The organism is Neisseria sp. HMSC70E02 (assembly GCF_001838645.1).
Taxonomy (GTDB): domain Bacteria; phylum Pseudomonadota; class Gammaproteobacteria; order Burkholderiales; family Neisseriaceae; genus Neisseria; species Neisseria macacae.
Window position 1 is genome coordinate 1 of the sequence record NZ_KV838112.1, and the last position, 21,445, is coordinate 21,445.

21 protein-coding genes and 2 pseudogenes are annotated in these 21,445 nt (G+C 54.0%); 8 read left to right on the top strand and 15 right to left on the bottom strand.

Features of this window, described 5'->3' with window-relative positions; translation table 11 throughout:
* Nucleotides 1–626: 626 nt before the first annotated feature.
* Complete coding sequence (gene pta / locus HMPREF3277_RS09755) at nucleotides 627–2,129, top strand: phosphate acetyltransferase (protein ID WP_070870992.1); 1,503 nt, start codon at nucleotides 627–629, stop codon at nucleotides 2,127–2,129.
* Nucleotides 2,130–2,392: 263 nt separating this feature from the next.
* A complete protein-coding gene (gene fumC / locus HMPREF3277_RS09760; RefSeq protein WP_009311574.1) occupies nucleotides 2,393–3,781 on the top strand; it encodes a class II fumarate hydratase in 1,389 nt (462 codons plus the stop codon).
* 79 nt (nucleotides 3,782–3,860) lie between these two features.
* On the opposite strand, the gene HMPREF3277_RS09765 is transcribed toward fumC, so the two are convergent.
* Nucleotides 3,861–4,472 (bottom strand): CNP1-like family protein, encoded by a 612-nt coding sequence (locus HMPREF3277_RS09765; RefSeq protein WP_070871007.1) that lies wholly within the window; start codon nucleotides 4,470–4,472, stop codon nucleotides 3,861–3,863.
* 108 nt (nucleotides 4,473–4,580) lie between these two features.
* Here HMPREF3277_RS09765 and HMPREF3277_RS09770 point away from each other — a divergent pair, with 108 nt between their 5' ends.
* The 3 genes from HMPREF3277_RS09770 (at nucleotide 4,581) to pyrC (ending at nucleotide 6,630) form a co-directional block, all read left to right on the top strand.
* Complete coding sequence (locus HMPREF3277_RS09770; RefSeq protein ID WP_009311572.1) at nucleotides 4,581–4,805, top strand: sulfurtransferase TusA family protein; 225 nt, start codon at nucleotides 4,581–4,583, stop codon at nucleotides 4,803–4,805.
* Nucleotides 4,806–4,818: 13 nt separating this feature from the next.
* Nucleotides 4,819–5,421 (top strand): NMCC_0638 family (lipo)protein, encoded by a 603-nt coding sequence (locus HMPREF3277_RS09775; RefSeq protein ID WP_070870993.1) that lies wholly within the window; start codon nucleotides 4,819–4,821, stop codon nucleotides 5,419–5,421.
* A gap of 174 nt (nucleotides 5,422–5,595) precedes the next feature.
* Nucleotides 5,596–6,630 (top strand): dihydroorotase, encoded by a 1,035-nt coding sequence (pyrC, locus tag HMPREF3277_RS09780; protein WP_070870994.1) that lies wholly within the window; start codon nucleotides 5,596–5,598, stop codon nucleotides 6,628–6,630.
* 239 nt (nucleotides 6,631–6,869) lie between these two features.
* Here pyrC and HMPREF3277_RS09785 read toward each other — a convergent pair whose 3' ends face one another.
* The 4 genes from HMPREF3277_RS09785 to HMPREF3277_RS09800 all read right to left on the bottom strand — a co-directional run bounded on the left by HMPREF3277_RS09785 (nucleotide 6,870) and on the right by HMPREF3277_RS09800 (nucleotide 11,450).
* Nucleotides 6,870–9,215: an MMPL family transporter gene (locus HMPREF3277_RS09785; protein WP_070870995.1), complete on the bottom strand. Its 2,346-nt coding sequence runs from the start codon at nucleotides 9,213–9,215 to the stop codon at nucleotides 6,870–6,872.
* 197 nt (nucleotides 9,216–9,412) lie between these two features.
* Nucleotides 9,413–10,147 carry a hypothetical protein gene (locus HMPREF3277_RS09790; RefSeq protein WP_036491220.1) on the bottom strand — a complete coding sequence of 245 codons (735 nt, stop codon included), beginning with the start codon at nucleotides 10,145–10,147 and terminating at the stop codon, nucleotides 9,413–9,415.
* Nucleotides 10,129–11,163 (bottom strand): beta-ketoacyl synthase N-terminal-like domain-containing protein, encoded by a 1,035-nt coding sequence (locus HMPREF3277_RS09795; protein WP_003763587.1) that lies wholly within the window; start codon nucleotides 11,161–11,163, stop codon nucleotides 10,129–10,131. Before HMPREF3277_RS09795 ends, HMPREF3277_RS09790 begins: the two co-directional genes overlap by 19 nt.
* Nucleotides 11,160–11,450: a phosphopantetheine-binding protein gene (locus tag HMPREF3277_RS09800; protein ID WP_003763573.1), complete on the bottom strand. Its 291-nt coding sequence runs from the start codon at nucleotides 11,448–11,450 to the stop codon at nucleotides 11,160–11,162. The genes HMPREF3277_RS09795 and HMPREF3277_RS09800 overlap by 4 nt, the downstream gene beginning before the upstream one ends.
* Nucleotides 11,451–11,752: 302 nt before the next feature.
* Here HMPREF3277_RS09800 and HMPREF3277_RS09805 point away from each other — a divergent pair, with 302 nt between their 5' ends.
* The gene (locus tag HMPREF3277_RS09805; RefSeq protein ID WP_003763575.1) at nucleotides 11,753–12,154 is read left to right on the top strand and encodes a hypothetical protein; all 402 of its coding nucleotides are present in this window, start codon (nucleotides 11,753–11,755) and stop codon (nucleotides 12,152–12,154) included.
* Nucleotides 12,155–12,185: 31 nt separating this feature from the next.
* Complete coding sequence (locus HMPREF3277_RS09810) at nucleotides 12,186–12,641, top strand: DUF6636 domain-containing protein (protein WP_003763566.1); 456 nt, start codon at nucleotides 12,186–12,188, stop codon at nucleotides 12,639–12,641.
* A 201-nt stretch (nucleotides 12,642–12,842) separates the two neighbouring features.
* On the opposite strand, the pseudogene HMPREF3277_RS09815 reads toward HMPREF3277_RS09810, so the two are convergent.
* Nucleotides 12,843–13,451 (bottom strand): annotated as a pseudogene (locus tag HMPREF3277_RS09815) (transposase); the annotation flags it as partial.
* A gap of 37 nt (nucleotides 13,452–13,488) precedes the next feature.
* On the opposite strand from HMPREF3277_RS09815, the gene HMPREF3277_RS09820 reads away from it, so the two are divergent.
* Nucleotides 13,489–14,340, top strand: coding sequence for an alpha/beta fold hydrolase (locus HMPREF3277_RS09820; RefSeq protein WP_003767211.1), 852 nt, complete (start codon nucleotides 13,489–13,491; stop codon nucleotides 14,338–14,340).
* A 100-nt stretch (nucleotides 14,341–14,440) separates the two neighbouring features.
* Here the strand turns inward: HMPREF3277_RS09820 and HMPREF3277_RS13950 are convergent.
* The 9 genes and pseudogenes from HMPREF3277_RS13950 to HMPREF3277_RS09860 form a co-directional block, all read right to left on the bottom strand.
* Nucleotides 14,441–14,584, bottom strand: a pseudogene (locus HMPREF3277_RS13950) (transposase); the annotation flags it as partial.
* Nucleotides 14,584–15,837, bottom strand: a complete 1,254-nt coding sequence (locus tag HMPREF3277_RS09825; RefSeq protein WP_070870996.1) for an ABC transporter permease — start codon at nucleotides 15,835–15,837, stop codon at nucleotides 14,584–14,586. The gene HMPREF3277_RS09825 and the pseudogene HMPREF3277_RS13950, both read right to left, overlap by 1 nt.
* Entirely contained in the window at nucleotides 15,834–16,748 is a 915-nt protein-coding gene (locus HMPREF3277_RS09830; protein ID WP_070870997.1) for an ABC transporter ATP-binding protein, read from the bottom strand. Before HMPREF3277_RS09830 ends, HMPREF3277_RS09825 begins: the two co-directional genes overlap by 4 nt.
* Nucleotides 16,749–16,776: 28 nt before the next feature.
* A complete protein-coding gene (locus HMPREF3277_RS09835; RefSeq protein ID WP_070870998.1) occupies nucleotides 16,777–17,520 on the bottom strand; it encodes a hypothetical protein in 744 nt (247 codons plus the stop codon).
* 45 nt (nucleotides 17,521–17,565) lie between these two features.
* Nucleotides 17,566–18,309: an SH3 domain-containing protein gene (locus HMPREF3277_RS09840; protein ID WP_070870999.1), complete on the bottom strand. Its 744-nt coding sequence runs from the start codon at nucleotides 18,307–18,309 to the stop codon at nucleotides 17,566–17,568.
* Between the two features lie 81 nt (nucleotides 18,310–18,390).
* The gene (locus HMPREF3277_RS09845; protein ID WP_070871000.1) at nucleotides 18,391–19,383 is read right to left on the bottom strand and encodes a BtrH-related acyltransferase DarH; all 993 of its coding nucleotides are present in this window, start codon (nucleotides 19,381–19,383) and stop codon (nucleotides 18,391–18,393) included.
* Nucleotides 19,384–19,511: 128 nt separating this feature from the next.
* Nucleotides 19,512–19,910 (bottom strand): DarG family dialkylresorcinol biosynthesis protein, encoded by a 399-nt coding sequence (locus HMPREF3277_RS09850; protein WP_003777636.1) that lies wholly within the window; start codon nucleotides 19,908–19,910, stop codon nucleotides 19,512–19,514.
* Between the two features lie 27 nt (nucleotides 19,911–19,937).
* A complete protein-coding gene (locus HMPREF3277_RS09855; RefSeq protein ID WP_070871001.1) occupies nucleotides 19,938–21,095 on the bottom strand; it encodes a beta-ketoacyl-ACP synthase III in 1,158 nt (385 codons plus the stop codon).
* 79 nt (nucleotides 21,096–21,174) lie between these two features.
* Nucleotides 21,175–21,420, bottom strand: coding sequence for a GNAT family N-acetyltransferase (locus HMPREF3277_RS09860; protein ID WP_009174195.1), 246 nt, complete (start codon nucleotides 21,418–21,420; stop codon nucleotides 21,175–21,177).
* Between the last annotated feature and the right edge of the window lie 25 nt (nucleotides 21,421–21,445).

Sequence of the window (21,445 nt, forward strand, 5' to 3'; positions counted from 1 at the left end):
TTGGGGGCCAGTTCAGTTTTCAGACGACCTTTTTGTCTTTGCGTTGCGAAATAAAATCAGTTGCGGCGTCATTGCTGTGTAATGTGTAGTCCGGATATTTTTATCCGACGAATATTTGATGTTTCTGTTTTCTTTACGCGTTGTGGCAGATGGAGATGTCAGATTCAAGAATTCGACCTACGGCAGACTTCCTTTACGCGTTGTTGCAGATGGAGATGTCGGATTCAAGAATCTGACCTACGGCAGATTTGGTTGCTGAAACGGGAGGTCGTCTGAAAACTCGAATTTGAAGATAAGAAACCTTTAAATCTTGAGTATTCATTAAAACCTGTTCAGGTGGTTGCTATCAGCTGGGTTCTGTATGTTACAGGGCTTGGCTTTTTTCATTTCAAACGGCATTGTCCGCAGTAATCAGGAAAGATTAAAAGGAAAGGGGGGGGTAATTTTAACCGGCTTTCTAAGCGTTTCTTAAAAATCCATTGCATTTTCGCTCAATCCATTAACATTTAACCTTGTTGGAAATGCGGTTTGTTTGTTAGTATTAAGCCATTGCCGTTACGTCTGCATCACGGCGGCGACGGACAACCTCCAAGACGGACAACATCCAAATAGAAAGGACACATATCATGGCTAAATTATTGGTCGCTCCGGTATCCGCCGGTTTGGACGTGGCAGCAGCAAGCAAAGCCTTTGCCCAAGCTTTGGGCGCGCAAGTTTTCCAACCGCTCGACGCATCCGCCGAAACCCTGTTGGCGCAAGGCAAAAGCGACGACTGGTTTGACGCTGTGGTCGGCAAAGCCGTCGCACTCAATACCGACAAACTCGTTATCGAAGGTATCGCCCCCGATGCGGACAAACTCTTCCTCTCTGGCAAAAACGTCGAGCTGGCATTGTCTTTGGATGCAGGCGTAGTCTTGGCATTGCAATCTGATAGTGCTGACGCAGCCGAAGTGGCACACCGAATCAACCTTGCCAAACAGCTTTATACCAACGCACCGGGTCTTTTGGAAGGCTTCATTATTGAAGGCGCGGCAGCATCCGTAGGCGAAGAAGTCGCCCGCCTGACCGGACTGACATTCTACGGCTCAAGCAGCGCGCTCAAAGACGTATCTGCGTTGGCAAAACGCGAAGCCTCCCGCCTTTCTCCCGCCCAATTCCGTTACAACCTGATTGATTTTGCCCGCAAAGCCGATATGCGCATCGTCCTGCCTGAAGGTGCAGAACCGCGTACCGTCGCCGCAGCCGCCATCTGCCACGAAAAAGGCATTGCCCGCTGTGTCTTGCTTGCCAAACGCGAAGAAGTTGAAGCCGTTGCCAAAGAACGCGGCATCAGCCTGCCTGACTCATTGGAAATCATCGATCCCGCTACATTGGTCGAACAATACGTCGAGCCGATGTGCGAATTGCGCAAATCCAAAGGCCTGACGCCTGAAGACGCCCGCAAACAACTGCAAGACACCGTCGTCCTCGGCACCATGATGATGGCGCAAAACGACGTGGATGGCTTGGTATCCGGTGCCGTTCATACGACCGCCAACACCATCCGCCCCGCCTTGCAGTTGATTAAAACCGCACCGGGCGCCAGCCTCGTGTCCAGCGTATTCTTCATGCTGCTGCCCAACCAAGTCCTCGTCTTCGGCGACTGCGCGGTCAACCCGAACCCGACGCCCGAACAGCTTGCCGATATCGCCATCCAATCCGCCGATACCGCCAAAGCCTTCGGTATCCCGCCTAAAGTTGCCATGATTTCTTACTCTACCATCAACTCAGGCAGCGGCCCTGATGTCGATGCCGTGATTGAAGCGACCAAACTGGCGAAAGAAAAACGCCCGGACTTGGAAATCGACGGCCCGCTGCAATACGATGCGGCTACCGTGCCTGAAATCGGCAAAACCAAAGCCCCTGAAAGCACCGTCGCCGGTCAGGCAACCGTCCTGATCTTCCCAAGCCTCAACACCGGCAACTGCACCTACAAAGCCGTACAACGCAGCGCCAACGTCCTGAGCGTCGGCCCGCTGTTGCAAGGTTTGCGCAAACCGGTCAACGACCTCTCCCGCGGCGCACTGGTAGAAGACATCGTCTTCACCATCGCCCTGACAGCGGTTCAGGCAAAACAAATGGCAAACTGATTACTTGATTTTTTAAAGTAAACAAAGGTCGTCTGAAAACCTATCAATATCAATAAGGTTTTCAGACGACCTTTTTTCATTTTGGCATAGCCCAAACAGGTTAAACACAATTCCTTCGTCTGTCTCAATCTTCTTTTCAGCTTTCAAAACGCCGTCCGAAACTGCTTACTTCAAACCTCCGTCTCCCGCTTTTCAGACGACCTCCTGCCCGCTATAATACGCTTGCAAATTATTTGCATTATCATTTAATTCAGGAGAAACGCATGAGCACCCGTACCGAACACGACACCATGGGCAATGTCGAAGTCCCGTCCGAAGCCTATTGGGGCGCGCAGACCCAGCGCAGCCGCAACAATTTCAAAATCGGCGGCGAAACCCTGCCGCAGCCGCTGATTTATGCTTTGGCGCTGGTGAAAAAAGCCGCAGCCGCCACCAATGTTTCCCTCGGCAGGATTAAGCCCGAACAGGCGGATTTGATTACGCAGGCGGCGGACGACGTGTTGAACGGCAAGCTCGACGGGCAGTTTCCATTGGTAGTGTGGCAGACCGGCTCCGGCACACAGTCCAATATGAACATGAACGAAGTGCTGGCGAACCGCGCCAACGAAATCGCCGGTACGGGTTTGGCGGCGTACCAGCCCGTCCATCCCAACGACCATGTGAACCACGCGCAATCGACCAACGACGCGTTCCCGACCGCCATCCACGTCGCCGCCGCGATTGAAATCAACCGCCACCTTATTCCGGCGGTAAAAGCCCTGCGCGACACCTTGGACAAAAAAGCCAAAGAATTTGCCCCCATCGTCAAAATCGGCCGCACCCACTTGCAGGACGCGACGCCGCTGACTTTGGGACAAGAATTTTCCGGCTACGTTTCCCAGCTCGACCACGGCTTAGGTCGTCTGAACGACGCGCTCAAAGGTTTGTACGAACTCGCTTTGGGTGGCACGGCAGTCGGTACGGGTTTGAACAGCCATCCAGAATACGCCGAAAAAGCCGCCGCCAAACTCGCCGAACTGTCCGGCCTGCCGTTTGTCAGCGCGCCGAACAAATTTGAAGCCTTGGGCGGACGCGATGCCGCCGTTGCCGCTTCGGGCGCATTGAAAACGCTGGCGGCAAGCCTGAACAAAATCGCCAACGACATCCGCTGGTTGGCAAGCGGTCCGCGCTGCGGTTTGGGCGAAATCAAAATCCCCGAAAACGAGCCGGGTTCGTCCATCATGCCGGGCAAAGTCAACCCGACCCAATGCGAAGCAATGACCATGGTGTGCTGCCAAGTGTTCGGCAACGACGTTACCATCGGCATGGCGGGCGCGTCGGGCAATTTCGAGCTGAACGTCTATATGCCCGTCATCGCCTACAACCTCTTGCAATCCATCCGCCTGTTGGGCGACGCGTGCAACAGCTTCAACGAAAACTGCGCCGCCGGCATCGAACCCGTGCCGGAAAAAATCGACTATTTCCTGCACCATTCCCTGATGCTCGTTACCGCGCTGAACCGCAAAATCGGCTACGAAAACGCCGCTAAAGTCGCCAAAACCGCCTATAAAAACGATAAATCGCTGCGCGAAACCGCCGTTGAGTTGGGCTTGCTGACAGGCGAAGAGTTTGACGAACTGGTCGTCCCAGCCGATATGGTTCATCCGCGCTGATTAACGGTTTGAAATACGGCAAAGGTCGTCTGAAAATATTTCAGACGACCTTTTTTGATGTTTGAAACCGTCAAACGGCTTATTTGTCGTGGCGCACCATTTTCGGCGCGTAGCGTCCGGCGCGTTCTTTGAGGCGTTTGACCAGACCTTCGGTGGTGTTCGGTACGCCGTCGACACAGAAGGCTTGGTAGAGGACGGCACGCATCTCGTCGTTTTTGTTGAAGGTCGAGCCTATGGGTTTCCATTCGGCTTTGCGCGGCTCGATCCAGCGGCGGTTGACGGTGTCGCCGTAGCCGAACACTTTATAAGACGAGCGTTTGTCTTTGCCATAGGTGAAGGAAGAACGGGCGCAGAAGAGGCCTTCGACGGTCAGGTTGTCATGGCCTTTGTCGGAACGGACGTTGAGGATGTAGCGGATGCTGCCGTCCGGAGAGGGCATGATTTGCAGGCTGCTGAGGAGGATTTTGGGCTGTTTGCCGTAGTCTTCGCTGACGTAGAGGTCGAACCAGTCGCCGGATTGGGTGTCGGGCAGCGGCGGGAGCGCGGTTTTTTGTTCGGCGAACTCGCGGGCTGCGGCTTCTTCGGGGCTTTCTTTGTAGCGTGTGTTGAAGGGGGTATCTTTTTCGCTGAATCCGGCGGCGTTGACTGCCGTGGCGGCGAGGCAGAGGGTCAGGAGGGCGAGACGGCGCATGGTGTGCTCCAAAGTGAAAAACGGCTTTATTTTATGGGTTTGGCGGGGTGGGGTGCAAGTAAGTACGGTATAATTCATGTTAATCCTTTTAACGGAATATCGGAAACTATGAACGCACACACCTTAGACTTGAAGGGGCTCAGATGCCCTTTGCCGATTTTGAAAACCAAAAAAGCCTTGGCGCAAATGGAGGCGGGCGAAGTCCTGACCGTGTTGGCGACCGACGGCGGCGCGCCCGGCGATTTTGAGGCGTTTTGCCGTCAGACCGGACATGTCTTGCTCGAATCGCGCGAAGAAGACGGCGTGTTCACGCTGGTCGTGAAACACAAATAGAGGTCGTCTGAAAATGGCGAAACGTCCGATTTCAAGGCTTTTGACGCTTGCTGTTTTGTCTGCTTTATTGGCGGCGTGCGGCAGGGAGGAAGTGCCGCCCGAGCAGATGGCGGATCGTGCGAACGCGGCAGCGGAATTGTTCCGTCAAGGCTGCGTCGCTTTTGACGGGGCTGCCGATAAAGTGCGCTCTTTTGCCGATAATGAAAAGCTGGCGGTATTGAACGCGGAAGAAATCGGCAGGCTGCCCGCAGGTTTCATCGAGCCGGATGCGCTTGCCGTTTGGAAGAAAACGCAGGACGGCGCGGATTATTATTTGAGCCTGACCGGCGACAGTTGCAGCGTGAAGACGGCGCGGGCGGACGAAAACTTGATACGCAAGCAGTTTATGGTGTTGGTGGAAAACCCGCCGAAGGGTCTGAACAACGAATTGCGCACCGATCAAGCCTCCGAATCGCCGATAGCGATCCGTCAGCTTTCTTATGCGTGGCGCGCTTCGGGCAGCCCGGAAGAAACCCTGCTGACCGTCAAAACCACCCCGTCCGACCAGTTGCCCGTGCAGGCGGTGTTTTACCTGACGCATCAGTCCTACAACGGCAAGCCTGTCCTTGTGCAATAGCCTTTTCAGACGAGCTTAGCGACTGTCGCCATTCAATAGTTTCCGTGTCTTTTTATCTCCAAATCGGCATCTTCCGCTTTGTGAACAAAAATTCACTGGGAAAATTAAATGTTGACAGCCCCTAGGAAACATCAAGGGGTCGTCTGAAACCCAAAAATCTAAAAAGGAACACCCATGCAAACCCTGACCATAATCCGCCCCGACGATATGCACCTGCACCTGCGCGACGGCGATGCGCTCCAAGCCGTTGCCCCCTATACCGCCCGCCAGATGGGGCGCGCCGTCATCATGCCCAACCTCAAGCCGCCCGTCGTCAGCGTTGCCGACGCGCTTGCCTACAAAGCGCGCATCATGGCGGCCTTGCCCGAAGGCAGCGCGTTTACGCCTTTGATGACGCTCTACCTGACCGACCAAGCCACACCCGAGCTGGTGCGCGAAGCCAAAGCCGCCGGCATCGTCGCCTTCAAACTCTACCCCGCAGGCGCAACGACCAATTCCGATTCGGGCGTAACCGACCTGTTCAAACTCATTCCCGTTTTGGAAGAAATGGCAAAACAGGGCATCCTGTTCCTCGTTCACGGCGAAGTAACCGACCCCGAAATCGACATCTTCGACCGCGAAGCCGCCTTTATCGGGCGCGTGATGAAACCCGTTTTGGCACAAGTGCCAAATCTCAAAGTCGTGTTCGAACACATCACCACCGCCGAAGCCGCCCGCCTGGTTTTGGAAGCAGGCGACAACGTTGCCGCCTCCGTGACCCCGCAACACCTCCTGCTCAACCGTAACGACCTCTTGGTCGGCGGCGTGCGCCCCCATCATTTCTGCCTGCCCGTACTCAAACGCGAGACCCACCGTCAGGCATTGGTTGCCGCCGTTACCGGCGAGAAGGCGCACAAATTCTTCCTCGGTACCGACTCCGCGCCGCACGCCAAATCCGCCAAAGAAAACGCCTGCGGCTGCGCCGGCATGTTCAGCGCCATGACCGCCATCGAGCTTTACGCCGAAGTGTTTGAAAAAGCAGGCGCATTGGACAAACTCGAAGCCTTCGCTTCGAAAAACGGCGCAAGGTTCTACGGCATTCCCGAAAACACCGACACGATTACCCTCGTCAAACAAAGCCAAACCGTTCCCGCAAGCGTCCCATACGGCGACGGCGAACTCGTCCCGATGCGTGCCGGCGGCGAGATAGGCTGGACAGTCAAATATTGAGCCGCACACCATGACCGCATGAAAATGCCTGCCCGAAAAGGGGCAGGCATTTTGGTTTGATGCAGGAGCGGATAAAGGGCATCCTGAGGCTGTTTCTTAAACCACTTATGTTCTGCAAGAAGACAGCGGCTTGATTGCGTTTGATATCGTCTAAAAAAGGTCGTCTGAAAACAGGTTGGCGCAAAATCCGCCATACCCGTTTTCAGACGACCTTTTTGTTTTTTTTTAAATTTTAAACATCAATCTTTCAACAAAGCCCCCGCCAGCCAAATATTGAACGTTACACCGACCGTGACCGTAATGCCGAAGGCGGCGACGGCGGGCGTGCCGCTTAGGGCGAGCAGGGCGAAGGAGATGGCGGTAGTGGCGGCGGCGAGCAGCATCCCGCCCAGCCGCGCGGGTGCGCTGTGTCGCGCGGTGAGGGCATAGACGGCGTAATCGACGCCGATGGCGGACACCAAAAGCAGGCCGAACATGGCGAACAGGCTGACGGGGATGCCTGCCAGACCGAGTACGGCGACGGTGCAGACAGCGGCGGCAAGCGGTACGGCAAGGATTTTGGTGCCGCGCTTCATGCCGAACATACGCCATAAAACCAGCCATGCCAGCGCGTAGGATGCCAGTTTCAACCACGCCGCCTGATTGCGCGTATGGTGGAAAAGGTCGTTCAGGTGGGCGCGTTTGTCCGCCCAATGTACGCCCGCTACGCTTTGCGCGGCGGAGCGGACGGCGGTGTCGTCGGTCATGCCGTTCAGGCGCACGATGGCGGCAAAACGGCCTTTTTCGACCTCACCCAAATACAGCGGCCGCCAGGCTTCCGCCAAATCGGTTTTCAGCGCGTCGGCAAGCGTCAGCGGCGGCGCATCGGCGGCTTGCAGCAGCGCGTTGCGTAGGGTTTTGTGCGGAATGCCGATATCGACGAGCGGTTGGCGGCTTTCGGGCAGCTTGGACAGTTCGCGCAGGCGGTTTTGCAGTTTTTTCTGTTCGGATACGGGCATCAGGAGCTGGTCGGGAGATTGGAAGCTGACGAGCTTGCCTTGCGCGACGAGGGGTTGCAGCGCGCGGCCGAGTTCGGCGGTTTTCATCAATAAAGCGTCTTCGCTCGGCGCTTCGGCAACCAAGTATTTGCCGCCGAAATCCGCGCCGCTCAACTGTCCGATGCGTTGCACTTCCGCCAGCATTTCAGACGGCATGTTGACCCACTGGCGGATGTCGTCGCGCCAGTCGCTGCGCCACAGCCCGACCGCCAGCAACACGCCGCCGACCATCAGCCAGCCGCGTTTGTGCAGACGGATTTTCAGACGACCCGACAGCGCGTAGAGCCGTTCGGTCAGCGCGGCAAACGGCACGGTTTTGGCGCGGTAACGCTGAAACAGCGGCGGCAGCCACAACACCGTCGCGCCAAACGCGCCCGCCAGCGCAAACCCTGAAAACACGGCGGTCTGCCGCAATACGGGCAGCGGCGTGAACCACAAGAGCGCGTAGCCCAATACCGTAATCAGCAGGCTGACGGTAAAGCTCGGCAAAACATGTTTCATGGCGGGTTCTGCCTGCCAGACGGGGTCGTCTGAAAAAGCCGTTTTGCCGTTTTTCGCCCGTGTGCCGAATACCGAAGGCGCGAGCCAGTGCAGCGGGAAATCCACCAACATCCCGACCAAACTCGTGCCGATAACGATGGTCAGGATATGCACTTCGCCGAAGAACAGCAAAGCCGCCGCCAGACCGGTCAGCATCCCCGCTGCCAAAGGCAGCGTCAGCCAGAACACGCGGACGCTGCGGAATACCCACAGCAGCAGCGCGAAGGTCAGCAGCATCCCGACTGTACTCATCAGCCGGCTTTCCTGCTCCGCCTCTGTTTTGGACGCGGCGGCAAACAGCGCGCCGCCTGCCGCCAGCGTGTCCGCGCCTTTGGCTTTTGCCAGTTTGCGGCTTTCCGCCATCAGCGGCAGAAGGGCGTCGTTGCCGGAAAAATTGTCGCCCGCCGCCAGCCGTCCGCGCAGCCAAACCCAAGTTTTCCCGTCGTCGCCTTCGGTGAACAGCATTCCGTTGTCCATGTTCCACTGCAAACGGCTTTGCGGATTCGCCTTGCCCGCAACAAAACGCCCGAAGCCCAGCCAGTCTTGTTCCAAAGACAAAGGCGAGGGCGCGGCAAACGGGTTGACCGCCGCTTCCGCCCGCGCCTGAAAATACGCTTGCGGATGCTCAAACAGCAGACGCACCTGTTCGTTTGGCAGCAGCGCCAGCCCCAGCTTGCCGATGTCCTTGCGCACCTTGTCCAAGTCGGGCGTCACGCTGCTGTCCACTTGCTCGAACACGCCGCTTTTACGCCACAAAGCCGCAATCTCGGAGGTCGTCTGAAACGCCGTTTCCGCGTCTTTGCTGCCCGCCAGCAAAATCACCTGTGTGTTCAACTGCTCTTCGCCCGCCTTGTCCGCCGCCGTCAAAAGCGCGTCCGGCTGCTGTTCGCTCGGCAGCAGCGCGGTCAGGTCGGTTTGCAGCCAATTTTGCGTGGAGACCGTGTAGATGAGGAACAGGGTCAGCAGGGCGGTGAAGATGGTGTAGGCGCGGCGGTAGGTAGTCATCATTTTTCAAATGGGTTTGAAGTGTCTACGGCATTTTATGGGGAAGTCGGGTGCATTGACAATCCGAATGGATAATCGGCAGGGGAAAGAAACAGGTCGTCTGAAAATGTGTTTGAAACAGAAGACAGTTTCGGATTTTCAGACGACCTGTCGGCGCGGAGGCAGCGGCGTATTTCGGGTCACGTTTCGCGTGCGCAAGCTCACAGGATTTCTGCGCGCGCCATCATGATTGGGTTGGGTTCGTCAGATGACAAACCGTCGGCAAGGCACAATGTTTCTAAAATATCGGCAACATCCTGCCAATAATATCCTTGCGTTTCAGAGTGCGCAGCCTCCTGACGGGACGGCCTTTCAGCTTCTTTAGTTTGTCCGCCCAAGGTAACGGGAACGCCGTGTTCCGCGCCGTGTTCGAGCAAAATCCAAATGCTGCCTTCGCGCGTATCGGCGTGGGTGGCTTGGTGTTCGTATGCCCAGCCGACTGCGGCCTGTCCGCCGCTTTGCAAGGATTGTGCGGCGAGCAGCAGGGGATGGAAACGGGTTTCCAAATGGCGTTCGGTGGCAACCGCCAACGTCGCGCCGTGCGTGCCTAGGGTTTGTGCGGCATGAAAAACGGGGGCGTTGTGCAGGTTGGCGATGAAGTCGAAAGGCATGGCGGCATGGTGGTTGAGCACGTTGTCCGCCATTTTTTCAAACACGGACGGCGAGGAAAACGGCGTGCCGAGGAAGACGGCGCAATCGGGGCGGATTTCGCCTTGTCCGCGCAGCAAGCCTGCGCCGAGTGCGGCAATCAGGCTTAGGCGGCTGAGGCGGCGGGCGTCCGTGCCGCTTTGCTGTTGCAAGGTTTGTTTGAGGATTTTGTTGCCGACGGCGGCTTCGGTATCGAAACGCGCGGCGGCAATGATGCGGATGTCGGGATTTATGATTGCCATTGCCATACCATAGCTGTGTTGCTGCCGCCGAAACCGAAATGGTTGGCGAGACAGAAAAGGTCGTCTGAAAACCGGATTTCGCGTCCTTGATAATCGGTGCCGCCGCCTTGTTTCAGGGCGGACAAGAGCAACGCGGTTTCGAGGGCGGCAGTTGCGCCGAGGGTGTGGCCGATTTGCGCTTTGAACGCCATCAGCGGCGGCAGGGTGCCGAATACGTTTTCCAGCGCAGCCAGTTCGGCGGCGTCGCTGTCGGCGGTGCCGATGCCGTGGGTTTTGACGGCGGCGATGTTTTCGGGTGCAACGGCGGCGATGTTTAAGGCGCGGCGGATAACCTGTTCCAATGCCTTACTGTTGCTTTGAATCAGGTCGTTGCCGGTATTGGCGGCGTGGCCGACGAGTTTCAGACGACCTGCGCAATCGGGCGGTGTGGCAGAGAGTGCAAGTGCGGCGACACCTTCGCCCAAAATCAGACCGTTGCCGCCGAAGGGCCGATAGCGTTCGGTAAACAAACCCAAGCTGTGAAAATGCAGCAGGGTCAGGCGGTTGAGGTTTTCGATACCGAGGACGAAGGCGCGTTCCGCCCCGCCGCGCAAACAATTGTCTGCCTGAATCAGCGCATGGGCGGACGAAGTGCAGGCGGTCGCCAAACTGAAAATCTGCCGGTTGCCGCTGCGTTTGCGCAAATCTTCGGCAAGATAGAGCAGGCTGTGTTCCGCAATGTCCGTATTGCCCGCGCGGCGGCGGTTTTCGTATTCGGCGATGGCGTAGGAGCTCGAACCGATGAACACCGGCGCGTCGTGCCAGCTTTCAGACGACCATCCGGCATCTTCAGCGGCGCGTCGCAAATGTTGTTCGGCAATATCCGCAAAAGCGGTGCTCCCCAAGCTGTCGTCGGCAAAAGCGCGGAAATAAGCGGCCTGCTGCGGCTGGTTTAAAAACGTATAAGATACCGCATCGGGTCGTCTGAAATCCGCCTGCGGATTCAGCGCGGAGGTGGCCGCCGTACCGCAAACCCAGCTCATGCCCCATGCTCCGCGCGGACGAACGCCGCCAAATCGCGCACGCACATCATATGCTTGCGCACCATGCGGTCGCCTTGCAGCCGCACTTGGAAATACTGTTGCAGCGCGACGCAGATTTGCAGCGCATCGAGCGAATCCAAATCGACAGGGCTGCCGTCGCCAAACAACGGCGCATCGTCGGTAAAGTCTTCAGCAGCAACATCATCGGTCTTGTCGGCTTCTTGCAGGATCAGCTTTTTCAATTCCGCTTCCAGCGCGTGTTCTGCCAAGGTAAAGGTGTAGGACATTTTTTGCTTTCGTGTTTGGGGTGGGGATGGATGTCGGCTTGTGTTTTCAGACGGCCTAAGGTTTTCCAAACTGATATAATTTTAATTTCTCATGCAGCATTTTATCATGCCTCTATCTGCCTATCTCGCTCAAATGCAAATGTCTTGCTAAAACTGAATAATGAAGAAACTTAAAATGATTGGGTTTTTATTTAGAAAAAGCAGATAAAATATGGATGGCTAAACATTGATACGTTATGCATCATGCTGCCGGTGTGGTTATAATGCGCCGATTTTTTACAAATTTAAGGAACATTGAAAAAGTGAAAAAAGTATTGTTTTTCTCTGTGGCTTTAATGGGTACGGCTTTTTGTTATGCGCAAGAAAATGCTGCCCATAATAAAGATGTTTGCCCTAAGAGCATGCTGGAAAATATTGAAGAGGTTGACTACGATTGCCTAGATATACTGGATGGGCGTCTGGAAAAAGAGGTTGATGAACAATATAAAATACTGTACCAACGGGTAAAGAATAAAGATACTGCCTTACATGGTTTGCCGGCTTCTTATTTTAATAAGGTGCGTAAAACTTGGGGGGAGTATAAAGAGCAACTTTGCTCTGACCCGACAAATGACACTGATCTGAAATCTGCGGCTGATTGGTATATCCTTAAATGCAGCATTGAACAATCACAAGCGCACCTGAAAGCCTTGAAACGTTTTTAACCTCTGTTATCCACTATATGGGAATCTTTATATGAAAAAATTATTTATTTTGGCATCGCTCACTTTCTCTGTTGCCGCTTTTGCGGCACCTTCTTCGGAAGGAACTGAAAATGAGATAAATAGCGGGCTGTATAACATCGATTTTCGTGCCGGAAACGGTAAGATTTATTGCGGCGGCGATGCGAAAACATCTGATTTGGCTCAGGGTATATCATGTCTGACTGAAATTAAAGGCAAACCTGTTTTACCGCGTCCCAAGGATTGCGACCTCGAATGGGGCGGAACATTTTTCTTAGGTAAAACCGGCAAAGCAGATATGGTTTGCCACAGTGATTTTCCTTTTAATCCTAAAGCCCGTATCTTGAAAGACGGAGAAACAGTGAAAGGCAATGGCTGGCAATGTACGGCTTCTGGTTCGGAGGTGACTTGCTCCAATCAAGATAAACATGGGTTTAAGGTTAGCCAAAAAATGCAGAAGTTGTTTTAATACATATAGTGGCCGTATGTTTACCTGATGGGGTTAACAATAGAGTTGCTATGGGGTTGTCTTGATTATCGAAGCAATTTGAAATTGTTATAGCTCTAAAAAAAAGCTGTCCGAAATTTAAACATAATTTCGGACAGCCTTTTTTATGGTTTTGACAAGGTTTTTTAGACTCTTTGTCAACTGTAGTGGGTTGATGAAAAGTTATAATCTGGAGAGGACTAAATCAGTCCTCTCCTTTTTGATGTTCAAAGCGATGAGGATTCTAGTTTTAAAATTGTCAAAGTTCCGAAAGCCGAAAGCGTTTCGCTTGATGACTTTGATGAGGTTGTTAGTAGCTTCTAGTTTTGCGTTTGAGTAGGGCAGTTCCAGTGTGTTCAGGATCTTATCCTTGTTTTTCAAGAAGGTCTTAAAAACAGTTTGAAAAATAGGATTTACATAAGAAATGGTATCTTCAATGAGTCCAAAGAAATGCTCAGTTTTTTTCTCTTGAAAATGAAAAAGCAGGAGTTGGTAGAGTTTATAGTGTTCTCGGAGTTCTTGAGAGCAAGAGAGAAGTTTTTCTAGAATCTCTCCGCTGGTCAAGTGCATGCGAAAAGTTGGACGATAAAAACGTTTATGGCTGAGTTTACGGCTATCCTGTTGAATGAGTTTCCAGTAGCGTTTGAGTGCCCTATATTTGTGCGATTTTTTATCCAACTGATTCATGATTTGGATGCGAAGACGGTTCATAGCCCGGCCGAGATGTTGTACAATGTGAAAGTGGTCGAGGAAAATTTTCGCAGAAGGAAATGGTTTTCTGGCAATATCGTAATCAGTGGTGGACGCTCTATTGAAAGAAAGGAAAACGATGACTCATTCTCAAAAAATCGAAACGATGATCCGAAATGGCTCCGACCAGCTCTACACCATCTGCTACCCCAATCCCGACAAGGAAACGATTATCTTGCTACACGGTGGACCGGGAGCACCTGACGACTTTCTTTGGTTTGCGCCAGAGTTTGAAGAAAACTTCCAAATCATCACCTTTCACCAGCGGGGAACCAGAAAATCTCCCTGCCTGAGCGGTGATTATAGCATAGAAGCCTACATAGCAGACATTAACACAATCGCCAACCAATTCGGACTAGAAAAATTTCACCTTTTTGGACATTCCTGGGGCGGTCTGTACGCGCAAATCTACGCCAATAAAAATCCCGACCGCCTCCTTAGTCTCTTGCTTTCCTCGTCAGGAACAGGGACAGGCTCCCAGTGGCAAGAAATGGAAAAGGAGATGATGCGCTACAATCGAAAACACTGCACTTTTCTTGAGTGGACGAAAATGGGGCTCAACACTCTGCTTGGCGGTCTCGGTAGTTCCAAGGCTTCGCAGGCTCTCTTTCGCCAAGTTGTCCGTAATTACAATGCCGACTATCCAGCCTTTCATGATGTGAAACTAGACATGAGCAATGTTTCAGTCCAGGCAAGCAATCAAACGAGAAAGGAAATCACTGCCTACCCTCTCTTGCCCCGCCTAGAACATCCTCCTTTTCCTATCACCGTGACCTTTGGTGACAATGATATTTTTGGTGCCAGTGGACATTTTGTCATCAGCCGCTACCCTAGCGCCCAAGTCTTTACGATTAAAAACAGCGGCCACTTCCCATTTCTTCATAATCCGCAGGATTACTTTGCTATCTTGCACCAGCATTTTCAACCTTAGCATGAACCTCTAAAGTTTTCCAACTTTAGAGGTTTTCACTTATCTGCAACTTATCCCTCTTTTTCGGGCTCTTTGTCAACTGTAGTGGGTTGATGAAAAGTTATAATCTGGAGAGGACTAAATCAGTCCTCTCCTTTTTGATGTTCAAAGCGATGAGGATTCTAGTTTTAAAATTGTCAAAGTTCCGAAAGCCGAAAGCGTTTCGCTTGATGACTTTGATGAGGTTGTTAGTAGCTTCTAGTTTTAAAACCGCACCTGCGTCTGCAACTGCCTGCGGTAAACCAGCACGGCGGCGGTCAGGGTGGCGGCGGCGAAGGCGGACAGCAGGATGAGGTAGCGGCTGATTCCGTCCAGTCCGCTGCGATTGAGCAGCAGTTCTTGAAAAGCTTTCAAGCCCCAAGCCATCGGGGAAATCCAAGTGAGTTGCTGCATGGTTTCGGGCATGACGTGGGCGGGGACCATAATGCCGCCGATTGCCGCCATCAGGATGATGCCGCCGCCGCCGAGGACGACGGCGTGTTCGGTGGATTTGGCGCAGACGCTGACCAAAAGCGCGTAGCCGAGTGCGGCGGCGCTGACGGCGGCGGACAACAGCGCGTAGGGAACAAGGCTGCCGTTGAGTATGAGGGCGGGCACGCCGATTTCGGGCAGCAGGTAGCGGCCGAGCAGCAGCATTCCGACAAACTGAAGCTGGTTAATCAGGAAATAGGGGATGAGTTTGGCGGCAATCAGGCCGAACGCGGAGGCGCGGGCGAGACGCAGGCGGGTGATGGTGTTGGTCTGGCGTTCCAGTGCCATGACGTTCGACAGCGGTATCATGATGAAAAACATACCGAAAATCAGCCATGCGGGTACGCTGTGCTGTACGGCGTTGGGTTTTTCCACTGTGCCGCTGCCTGCGCTCAGATAGTGTTCTTCCAGCATTTTTTTATCTAAAAAGCTGCGCACGGCGGCGAATTGTTCGTTGTTTTTTTCATCGACTTTTTTCTGGATGTCTTTGCGGATGGAACGGGGCAGTTTTTTATTGTCGATTTTGATGCCGTCGTTGTTGTCGAAATAGGCGTCCAGCCGAGTTTGGGTGTAGTGCTGCTGCAAAACGCCTTTGACCGCCGCCAGCCACGAAGGCTCGGTATCGGGCGGTACATAGATTTGCAAGGCTTTGTTGTCGGCGATTTTGCCGGAAGCGGCGTTCGGGTTGTGCAGCACCAGTTGGAAACGTTTGTCGTGCAGACCGTTTTGCGCGTCGGTCAGTTTTTCAGACGACATCAGCGTAACATGAATCTGCTCTTTTTCCAGCGCAGTGGCCAGCGCGGTATTGACGCTGTCGTCTGCCGCGCCGACCAGCGCGATGCGGCTGTCGGTGTGCGGGTCTTGGTCGCGGCTCAGCGCCAACGACATAATCAGCATGAAGGCGATGGGCATCACAAACAACACGGCCAAACCGTGCAGGTCGCGGCAGAGCAGTTTGAGTTCTTTGAGGAGGGAGGAAGTCGTCATTGTGGGTTTTGCTTATCTGTTGCCGGTTCGTCTTTGCGCAGGAAATCAAGGTAAAACGTTTCCAGCGAACCGTGTCCCTGCTGGAAGTAGCGGATTTGCGCGCCGCTTTGTTGCAGGGCGGCGTAAACGGCGGCGGCATCGTGCGCCGTTTCCATCATGCCGCGGCTGTCCACTTGCTTTGCACCCAAAGCGGCCAGCGTCTGAGGCGGCAGCGGCGGTTCGACGGTAAAGCGCACGACACCGGTTTGCGTGCTTAGAAGCTTGTCCAAACCGCCGTGGTACACCAGTTTGCCGTGTTGTAGCAGCGCGATTTTGCCGCAAAGCTGCTCGATTTCCGACAGATAGTGCGAGGTATAAACCACCGTTACCCCCTGCCGCGTCAAATCCGCCACGCTGTCGAGGATAAAGCGGCGCGACTGTGGGTCGATGCCGACTGTGATTTCGTCGAGGAACACCAATTGCGGCGTGTTAATCAGGCCGATGGCAAAATTCAGACGACGTTTAAGCCCGCCCGAAAGATGCTTTGCCGCTTTATTTTTGTGGGCGGTCAGGTCGGTCTGTTCCAACAGCGCGTTCAGACGGCCTTTGTCGCGCACTTTGTAAAGCGAGGCGAAAAACAGCAGGTTGTCCCACACCGAAAGCTGCGGATAAAACGCAAAATCCTGCGGCACCAAACCGATTTTCTGCCGCTCGCTGCGGCTCAACAGGCGCAACGGCTTGCCGTCAAACAAAATTTCGCCCTGCCGTACTTCCTGCAAGCCGGCCAAAAGCGACATCAGCGTCGTTTTCCCCGCACCGTTGTGGCCGAGCAGCCCCAAACATTCGCCGTTGGCAATATCGAACGACACATTGTCCAGCGCGGCGGTTTCGGCTTTGGGATAACGGTGGGAGAGGGATTGGATTTGAATCATGGTTTCCAAATTGCCCTTTAATGAATATTTATAGTAATGCAGTCCACACATAACGGCGCTGGAATTTGCCGTCTTTAAATACGAAACACATACCGAAAGAACCGGCATCGTTATTCACCGAATTAAACAGATAAAGCATCTTGTCAGTGCGGCGGTAATAGGCTTCCCAGCTGTCATACGCATTGCTGCTGCGTGCAGTGGCGGCAAAATCGGGCAAGAACAGCCCTTGCAGTTCGGCAGCGGGAACTGCTTGACCGTTCAGCGTAATCTGTTCTATGGCAAAGACGCTTTTCGGAATGGAGCCGTCTGTGCCGTAAAACGGTTTGCCCCGATAGAGAGGCGCGGTGTCACTATTGGAGGCTGTGCCTGAAAAGTCGCTGCGTTTGGGATGGATGCGGCGGGCGGCGATGTGTACCGTTTGACCGTTGCCGGACAAAGTCAGTGTGTCGTCGCGACCGAAGTGTTCACGCAGTGTAGCGAAGTTTTTGTCGGAGGCGGGAAATATCAGGCGGCTGCGGTGGATAAAGCCGTAATCGCCGATTGCTGTCTGTTGCAACTTCGCGGTACAGAAATTCGGATTGTCTTTGCTGGCTTCGCCTACACATTCCAACGGCGTGCCGTTGGGAATTTTTGCCAAGACTTTGGCATTCAAATTGGGTCTTTTGCGCAAGTTGGTGTGTCCGTCGGCATCATGAACCAAGGCAAAGCCGTCTGGCGGCGCGGCATGGGTTAAGGCGGAACACAATAATAAGAGGGAAGCTAAGTAACGCATTTTTATTATTTCTTTGAGTTTTCAGACGACCTTTTCGAGCGATATTTAAATCGCAGCATTCCATAAATAGCGGCGCTGGAATTTGCCGTCCTTAAATATAAAGCAGACATCGAAACTACCGGCTCCCGAACTTTGTCTGCCGAACAGATAAAGCGTCTTGTCGGTGTGGCGGTAATAGGCTTCCCAGCGTTGATATACATTGCTGCCGCGTGCGGTGGAGGCAAAATCGGGCGAGAACAGTCCTTGCAGTTCGGCAGCGGGAACCGCTTGACCGTTTAGCGTGATACGTTCAAGCGCAAATACGCTTTTGGGAATGTCGTTCTCTGTACCATAGAAAGGTTTGCCTCGATAGAGCCGCGCGGTGTATTTGTCTTTGTTGATGCCCGAGAAGTCGCTGAGTTTTGGATGGATGCGGCGGGCAACGATGTGTACCTTTTGTCCGCTACCGGACAAAGTCAGCGTATCGTCATGACCGGATTGTTCGCGCAGTCGGGCGAAGCTTTTGTCGGAGGCGGGAAATATCAGACGGCTGTAATGGATGAAACCGTAGTCTTCTGCGGCAGGTTGTTGCAGCTGGGCAGTACAGAAACTCAGGCTGCCTTCACCGCCGTCACCCAGACATTTCAACGGTGTGCCGTTGGGAATTTTTGCCAAGACTTTGGCTTTCAAATCGGGGCTTTCGCGTAAGTTGGTGTGTCCGTCGGCATCATGAACCAAGGCAAAGCCGTTCGGCGGCGCGGCATGGGTTAGGGCGGAACACAATAATAAGAGAGTGGCTAAGTAACGCATTTTTATCTTTTCTTTTAGTTTTCAGACGACCTGATTTCAAAACTGTACGCGGCGGATTGAGTTATGCCGCATGATTCCCCATTATTTCAACAATCCCCGCCACAACGTTTCTTCATCGTCCGCAATCTTGCGCAAAAATGCGGCGATTTCGCGGCAGCCGTTTTCAGACGGCTTTTTGCACTGCTTCACGCACATCGCTGCAAACTGCCGCCACTGGTCGCCGATGGCGGTCATTTGTTCCGAGGCCGTCTGAAACGCGGGGTTGTCGCAGATACGGGCGGCCTGCTCGAGGAAATAGGCGTAGATGTAGCGGAAACCTGCGCCGCCGGTGCCGATTTCTTCCTGCATCCGTACCAGATGGCCAAGGAACAGCTTTTGGTATTTTGCATTTCGTTTGGCAGGCAGGGCTTCGATGTTTTTTGCCAACGTGCGGATGCCTTTTACGCCGACGAAAAAAACGGGCGGGAGCATTTGTTTGGCGTTTTTGCGTATGGCTTTGCGGATGATGGCGGGTAAGTCGGCCTTAACTTTTTCAGACGGCCTGTCGTTTTCCAGCGTGTACATCATGCCTTTGGCGGCCAATACGCCTTTGGCGAAGCGCGCCCGCTGCAAATCTTCGGCGGCGCAGCGCTGCACCGTTTCAAACACGGGGTCGCTGATCAGGTAGTCGCCACCGTCTTTGCCGTACACCAAGAGATTGTGTGCGTTGAAATGGAAACGCATTTGCGGCGGGAAATACGGCAGCCAGAATACGGAGGTCTGCAAACCCGCCAGTTTGCCCGATGAAAGCGCGGCATCCAGCGCGTCTTGTCCCTTTCGGGCATTGGAAAATTTGCGGGCGGACAATTTCAGCCCCAATGCCTTGCAGGTGTTTTTGATGATGCCGCGCGGTGCGATGCGGTAGGAAACCAGCGGCATGCCGCCCAGCTTGACGACGGGCAGCCAGACAAAGGTCAGCGCATGGGCGATGCCGAAAATCATGGCTTCGTCCAAGTCGTGGCCGTGGTATTTGAGCAGCGTGGACATTACGCCGCTTTCGCAGTGGGCGGTATGCTGGTGTGGGAATTCGGTCATGGGGGTATCAATCAGATATCTGTTTAGAAGTATTTTTATAATTAGGCGGCTGCGTTTCAAGCACAGGTAAGGTCGTCTGAAAAAACAAATCAGGGCAGGCTGCCGCCGTTAGCAAAGGTCGGTTCGCCTTAATCCGCGTCCGTCCGCTTCAATTCGTCTATGCTGATTTGCAGCGCGTCGGCGTATTTTTGCAGGGTTTTGTCGGGCAGTTTGGCGAAGATTTCGGGACGCAGGTGGCGGCGGAGCTGCCATTTCCATACGCCCGCGGCCATTGCCAAACCGGCTTCGTCGTGGCGGAAGCGGAACATATGGTAATACAGCGGCGAATATTCGCCACGTGCCACTGCTTCGCGGGCGGCGCGGGTTTGTTCGTCGAGTTCGGCGACCGCCATTTCGGTGGCGTAGGCTTCGTCCTGCCAGCCGCTGCTGGTACCGGCTTCGTAACGCCCGTCGCGCGTGCCGTAAATGACTTTCAGATGTCCGTGGTAGCTTTCGCTGTCATCTTGCGGGATGTCTTTGATTTCCATAGTTTCAGACGACCTTTTTTCAGTTTGCTATACCGCTTCCAAAAGCATAAAGCAAGTTGAGAAACGCCCGCTTTCGGGAACGTAGCACAAAACTTTTTGACCGCGCTCCAGTGGGAAAGTGCGCATAAATTCTTCAAGGATGATGTAAATCGATGCCGAGCCGGTGTTGCCTTTGGTGTAGAGGTTGGTAAACCATTTTTCCTGCGGGATTTCAAAGCCGATGTTTTTCAGGCCGTCTGAAAGGCGGTCGCGGAAAAAGCCGGAAGAGTAGTGGGGCAGGAACCAGTCGATTTCGTCGGCGCGGATGCCGTGTTTGGCGGCGATTTGCGCGAGCGGTTTTTCCACCGTGTAGCGGACGATGTTTTCGTTCAATAGTTTTACGTCCTGCTTGACCGCCATCAGGCTGTGGCGGCGGCTGTATTCGGGATCGGCGTGTTTCCATCCTTCGAACACGCCGTCGCGGAATTCTGCTCCGGCATACATACAGGGCGGCATTTCGTTGGCGTAGGAGAGCAGCTCTATCCAGCGGATTTTCAGGCTTAGGCCGTCTGAATTGGGGCGGTCGGACAAGTATGCCGCGCCCGCGCCGTCCGACAGCATCCAGCGCAAAAAGTCTTTTTCAAAACCGATTTCGGGGGAGGCATTTTCCAGCTTTTTATGGTCGGTTTCGTGTTGGAACACTTCGCCGCGCATCACCGCCGAGGCGTTTTCCGACGCAGCGGCGACGGCGTGGGCGTGTTCGCCGGTGCGTACGGCGTTGTAGGCGTGTTTCATCGCCGCCATGCCTGCCGCGCACACGCCCGCCATGCTCAACACTTCGCAGGAGGGCATATCTAAAAGACCGTGTACCATCACGCCGTGTCCGGGCATGGTTTGGTCGGGATAGGACGTGGCGCAGGACAGGCTGGTGATGTCTTCGGGCTTGATGCCTTGTGCGAACAGCCGGCGGACTGCTTCGGCGGCAAGTTCGGCATTGGTATGCGTGGCGCGGCGGCTGTCGGGGTCTATGGCGTAATGCCGCGTTTGGATGCCGTTGGAACGCAAAATCATGCGCCGAACGCGCGAGGGCAGCTCGCCCGCCATGCCGAGTACGGCTTCCATCTCGTCATTGCCAATGGGTGCGTTTGGCAGGAAGGCGGCGGTACGGTTGAGGTAAACGTTTTTGAGTGTGTTATTTGGAATCATGGTTCTTTGTTATATGGCGAAACAAAATATGGATACTACGGCGTTGCCTTACCTTATTTTGTCTCACTATGATAAGTGGTCAGCCGATAAACCGCGCTGCGTAATCGCAGCTTGCGGTGAGCGGGATGCCGTGTGCTTCGGCATATGCCGTTAACGCATCCACCAGCATTCGGGCAATGCCCTGATTGCGGAAATTGGGCGAAACTTCGGTATGGTCTACGTCCCAGCTTCCGTTGTGTTCGGTATAACTGATATAGCCTGCTTCTAAACCGTTGATGTCGATTTGGAAGCGGCGGCGTTCGGGGTAATGGATCACTTCGGGCATGGAGTGCTTTCTGTATTTGAGGCCG

Coding starts and splice junctions, on each gene's coding strand:
- pta (WP_070870992.1), top strand. CDS start 627: ATGGCTAAATTATTGGTCGCTCCGGTATCCGCCGGTTTGGACGTGGCA.
- fumC (WP_009311574.1), top strand. CDS start 2,393: ATGAGCACCCGTACCGAACACGACACCATGGGCAATGTCGAAGTCCCG.
- HMPREF3277_RS09765 (WP_070871007.1), bottom strand. CDS start 4,472: ATGCGCCGTCTCGCCCTCCTGACCCTCTGCCTCGCCGCCACGGCAGTC.
- HMPREF3277_RS09770 (WP_009311572.1), top strand. CDS start 4,581: ATGAACGCACACACCTTAGACTTGAAGGGGCTCAGATGCCCTTTGCCG.
- HMPREF3277_RS09775 (WP_070870993.1), top strand. CDS start 4,819: ATGGCGAAACGTCCGATTTCAAGGCTTTTGACGCTTGCTGTTTTGTCT.
- pyrC (WP_070870994.1), top strand. CDS start 5,596: ATGCAAACCCTGACCATAATCCGCCCCGACGATATGCACCTGCACCTG.
- HMPREF3277_RS09785 (WP_070870995.1), bottom strand. CDS start 9,215: ATGATGACTACCTACCGCCGCGCCTACACCATCTTCACCGCCCTGCTG.
- HMPREF3277_RS09790 (WP_036491220.1), bottom strand. CDS start 10,147: ATGGCAATGGCAATCATAAATCCCGACATCCGCATCATTGCCGCCGCG.
- HMPREF3277_RS09795 (WP_003763587.1), bottom strand. CDS start 11,163: ATGAGCTGGGTTTGCGGTACGGCGGCCACCTCCGCGCTGAATCCGCAG.
- HMPREF3277_RS09800 (WP_003763573.1), bottom strand. CDS start 11,450: ATGTCCTACACCTTTACCTTGGCAGAACACGCGCTGGAAGCGGAATTG.
- HMPREF3277_RS09810 (WP_003763566.1), top strand. CDS start 12,186: ATGAAAAAATTATTTATTTTGGCATCGCTCACTTTCTCTGTTGCCGCT.
- HMPREF3277_RS09820 (WP_003767211.1), top strand. CDS start 13,489: ATGACTCATTCTCAAAAAATCGAAACGATGATCCGAAATGGCTCCGAC.
- HMPREF3277_RS09825 (WP_070870996.1), bottom strand. CDS start 15,837: ATGACGACTTCCTCCCTCCTCAAAGAACTCAAACTGCTCTGCCGCGAC.
- HMPREF3277_RS09830 (WP_070870997.1), bottom strand. CDS start 16,748: ATGATTCAAATCCAATCCCTCTCCCACCGTTATCCCAAAGCCGAAACC.
- HMPREF3277_RS09835 (WP_070870998.1), bottom strand. CDS start 17,520: ATGCGTTACTTAGCTTCCCTCTTATTATTGTGTTCCGCCTTAACCCAT.
- HMPREF3277_RS09840 (WP_070870999.1), bottom strand. CDS start 18,309: ATGCGTTACTTAGCCACTCTCTTATTATTGTGTTCCGCCCTAACCCAT.
- HMPREF3277_RS09845 (WP_070871000.1), bottom strand. CDS start 19,383: ATGACCGAATTCCCACACCAGCATACCGCCCACTGCGAAAGCGGCGTA.
- HMPREF3277_RS09850 (WP_003777636.1), bottom strand. CDS start 19,910: ATGGAAATCAAAGACATCCCGCAAGATGACAGCGAAAGCTACCACGGA.
- HMPREF3277_RS09855 (WP_070871001.1), bottom strand. CDS start 21,095: ATGATTCCAAATAACACACTCAAAAACGTTTACCTCAACCGTACCGCC.
- HMPREF3277_RS09860 (WP_009174195.1), bottom strand. CDS start 21,420: ATGCCCGAAGTGATCCATTACCCCGAACGCCGCCGCTTCCAAATCGAC.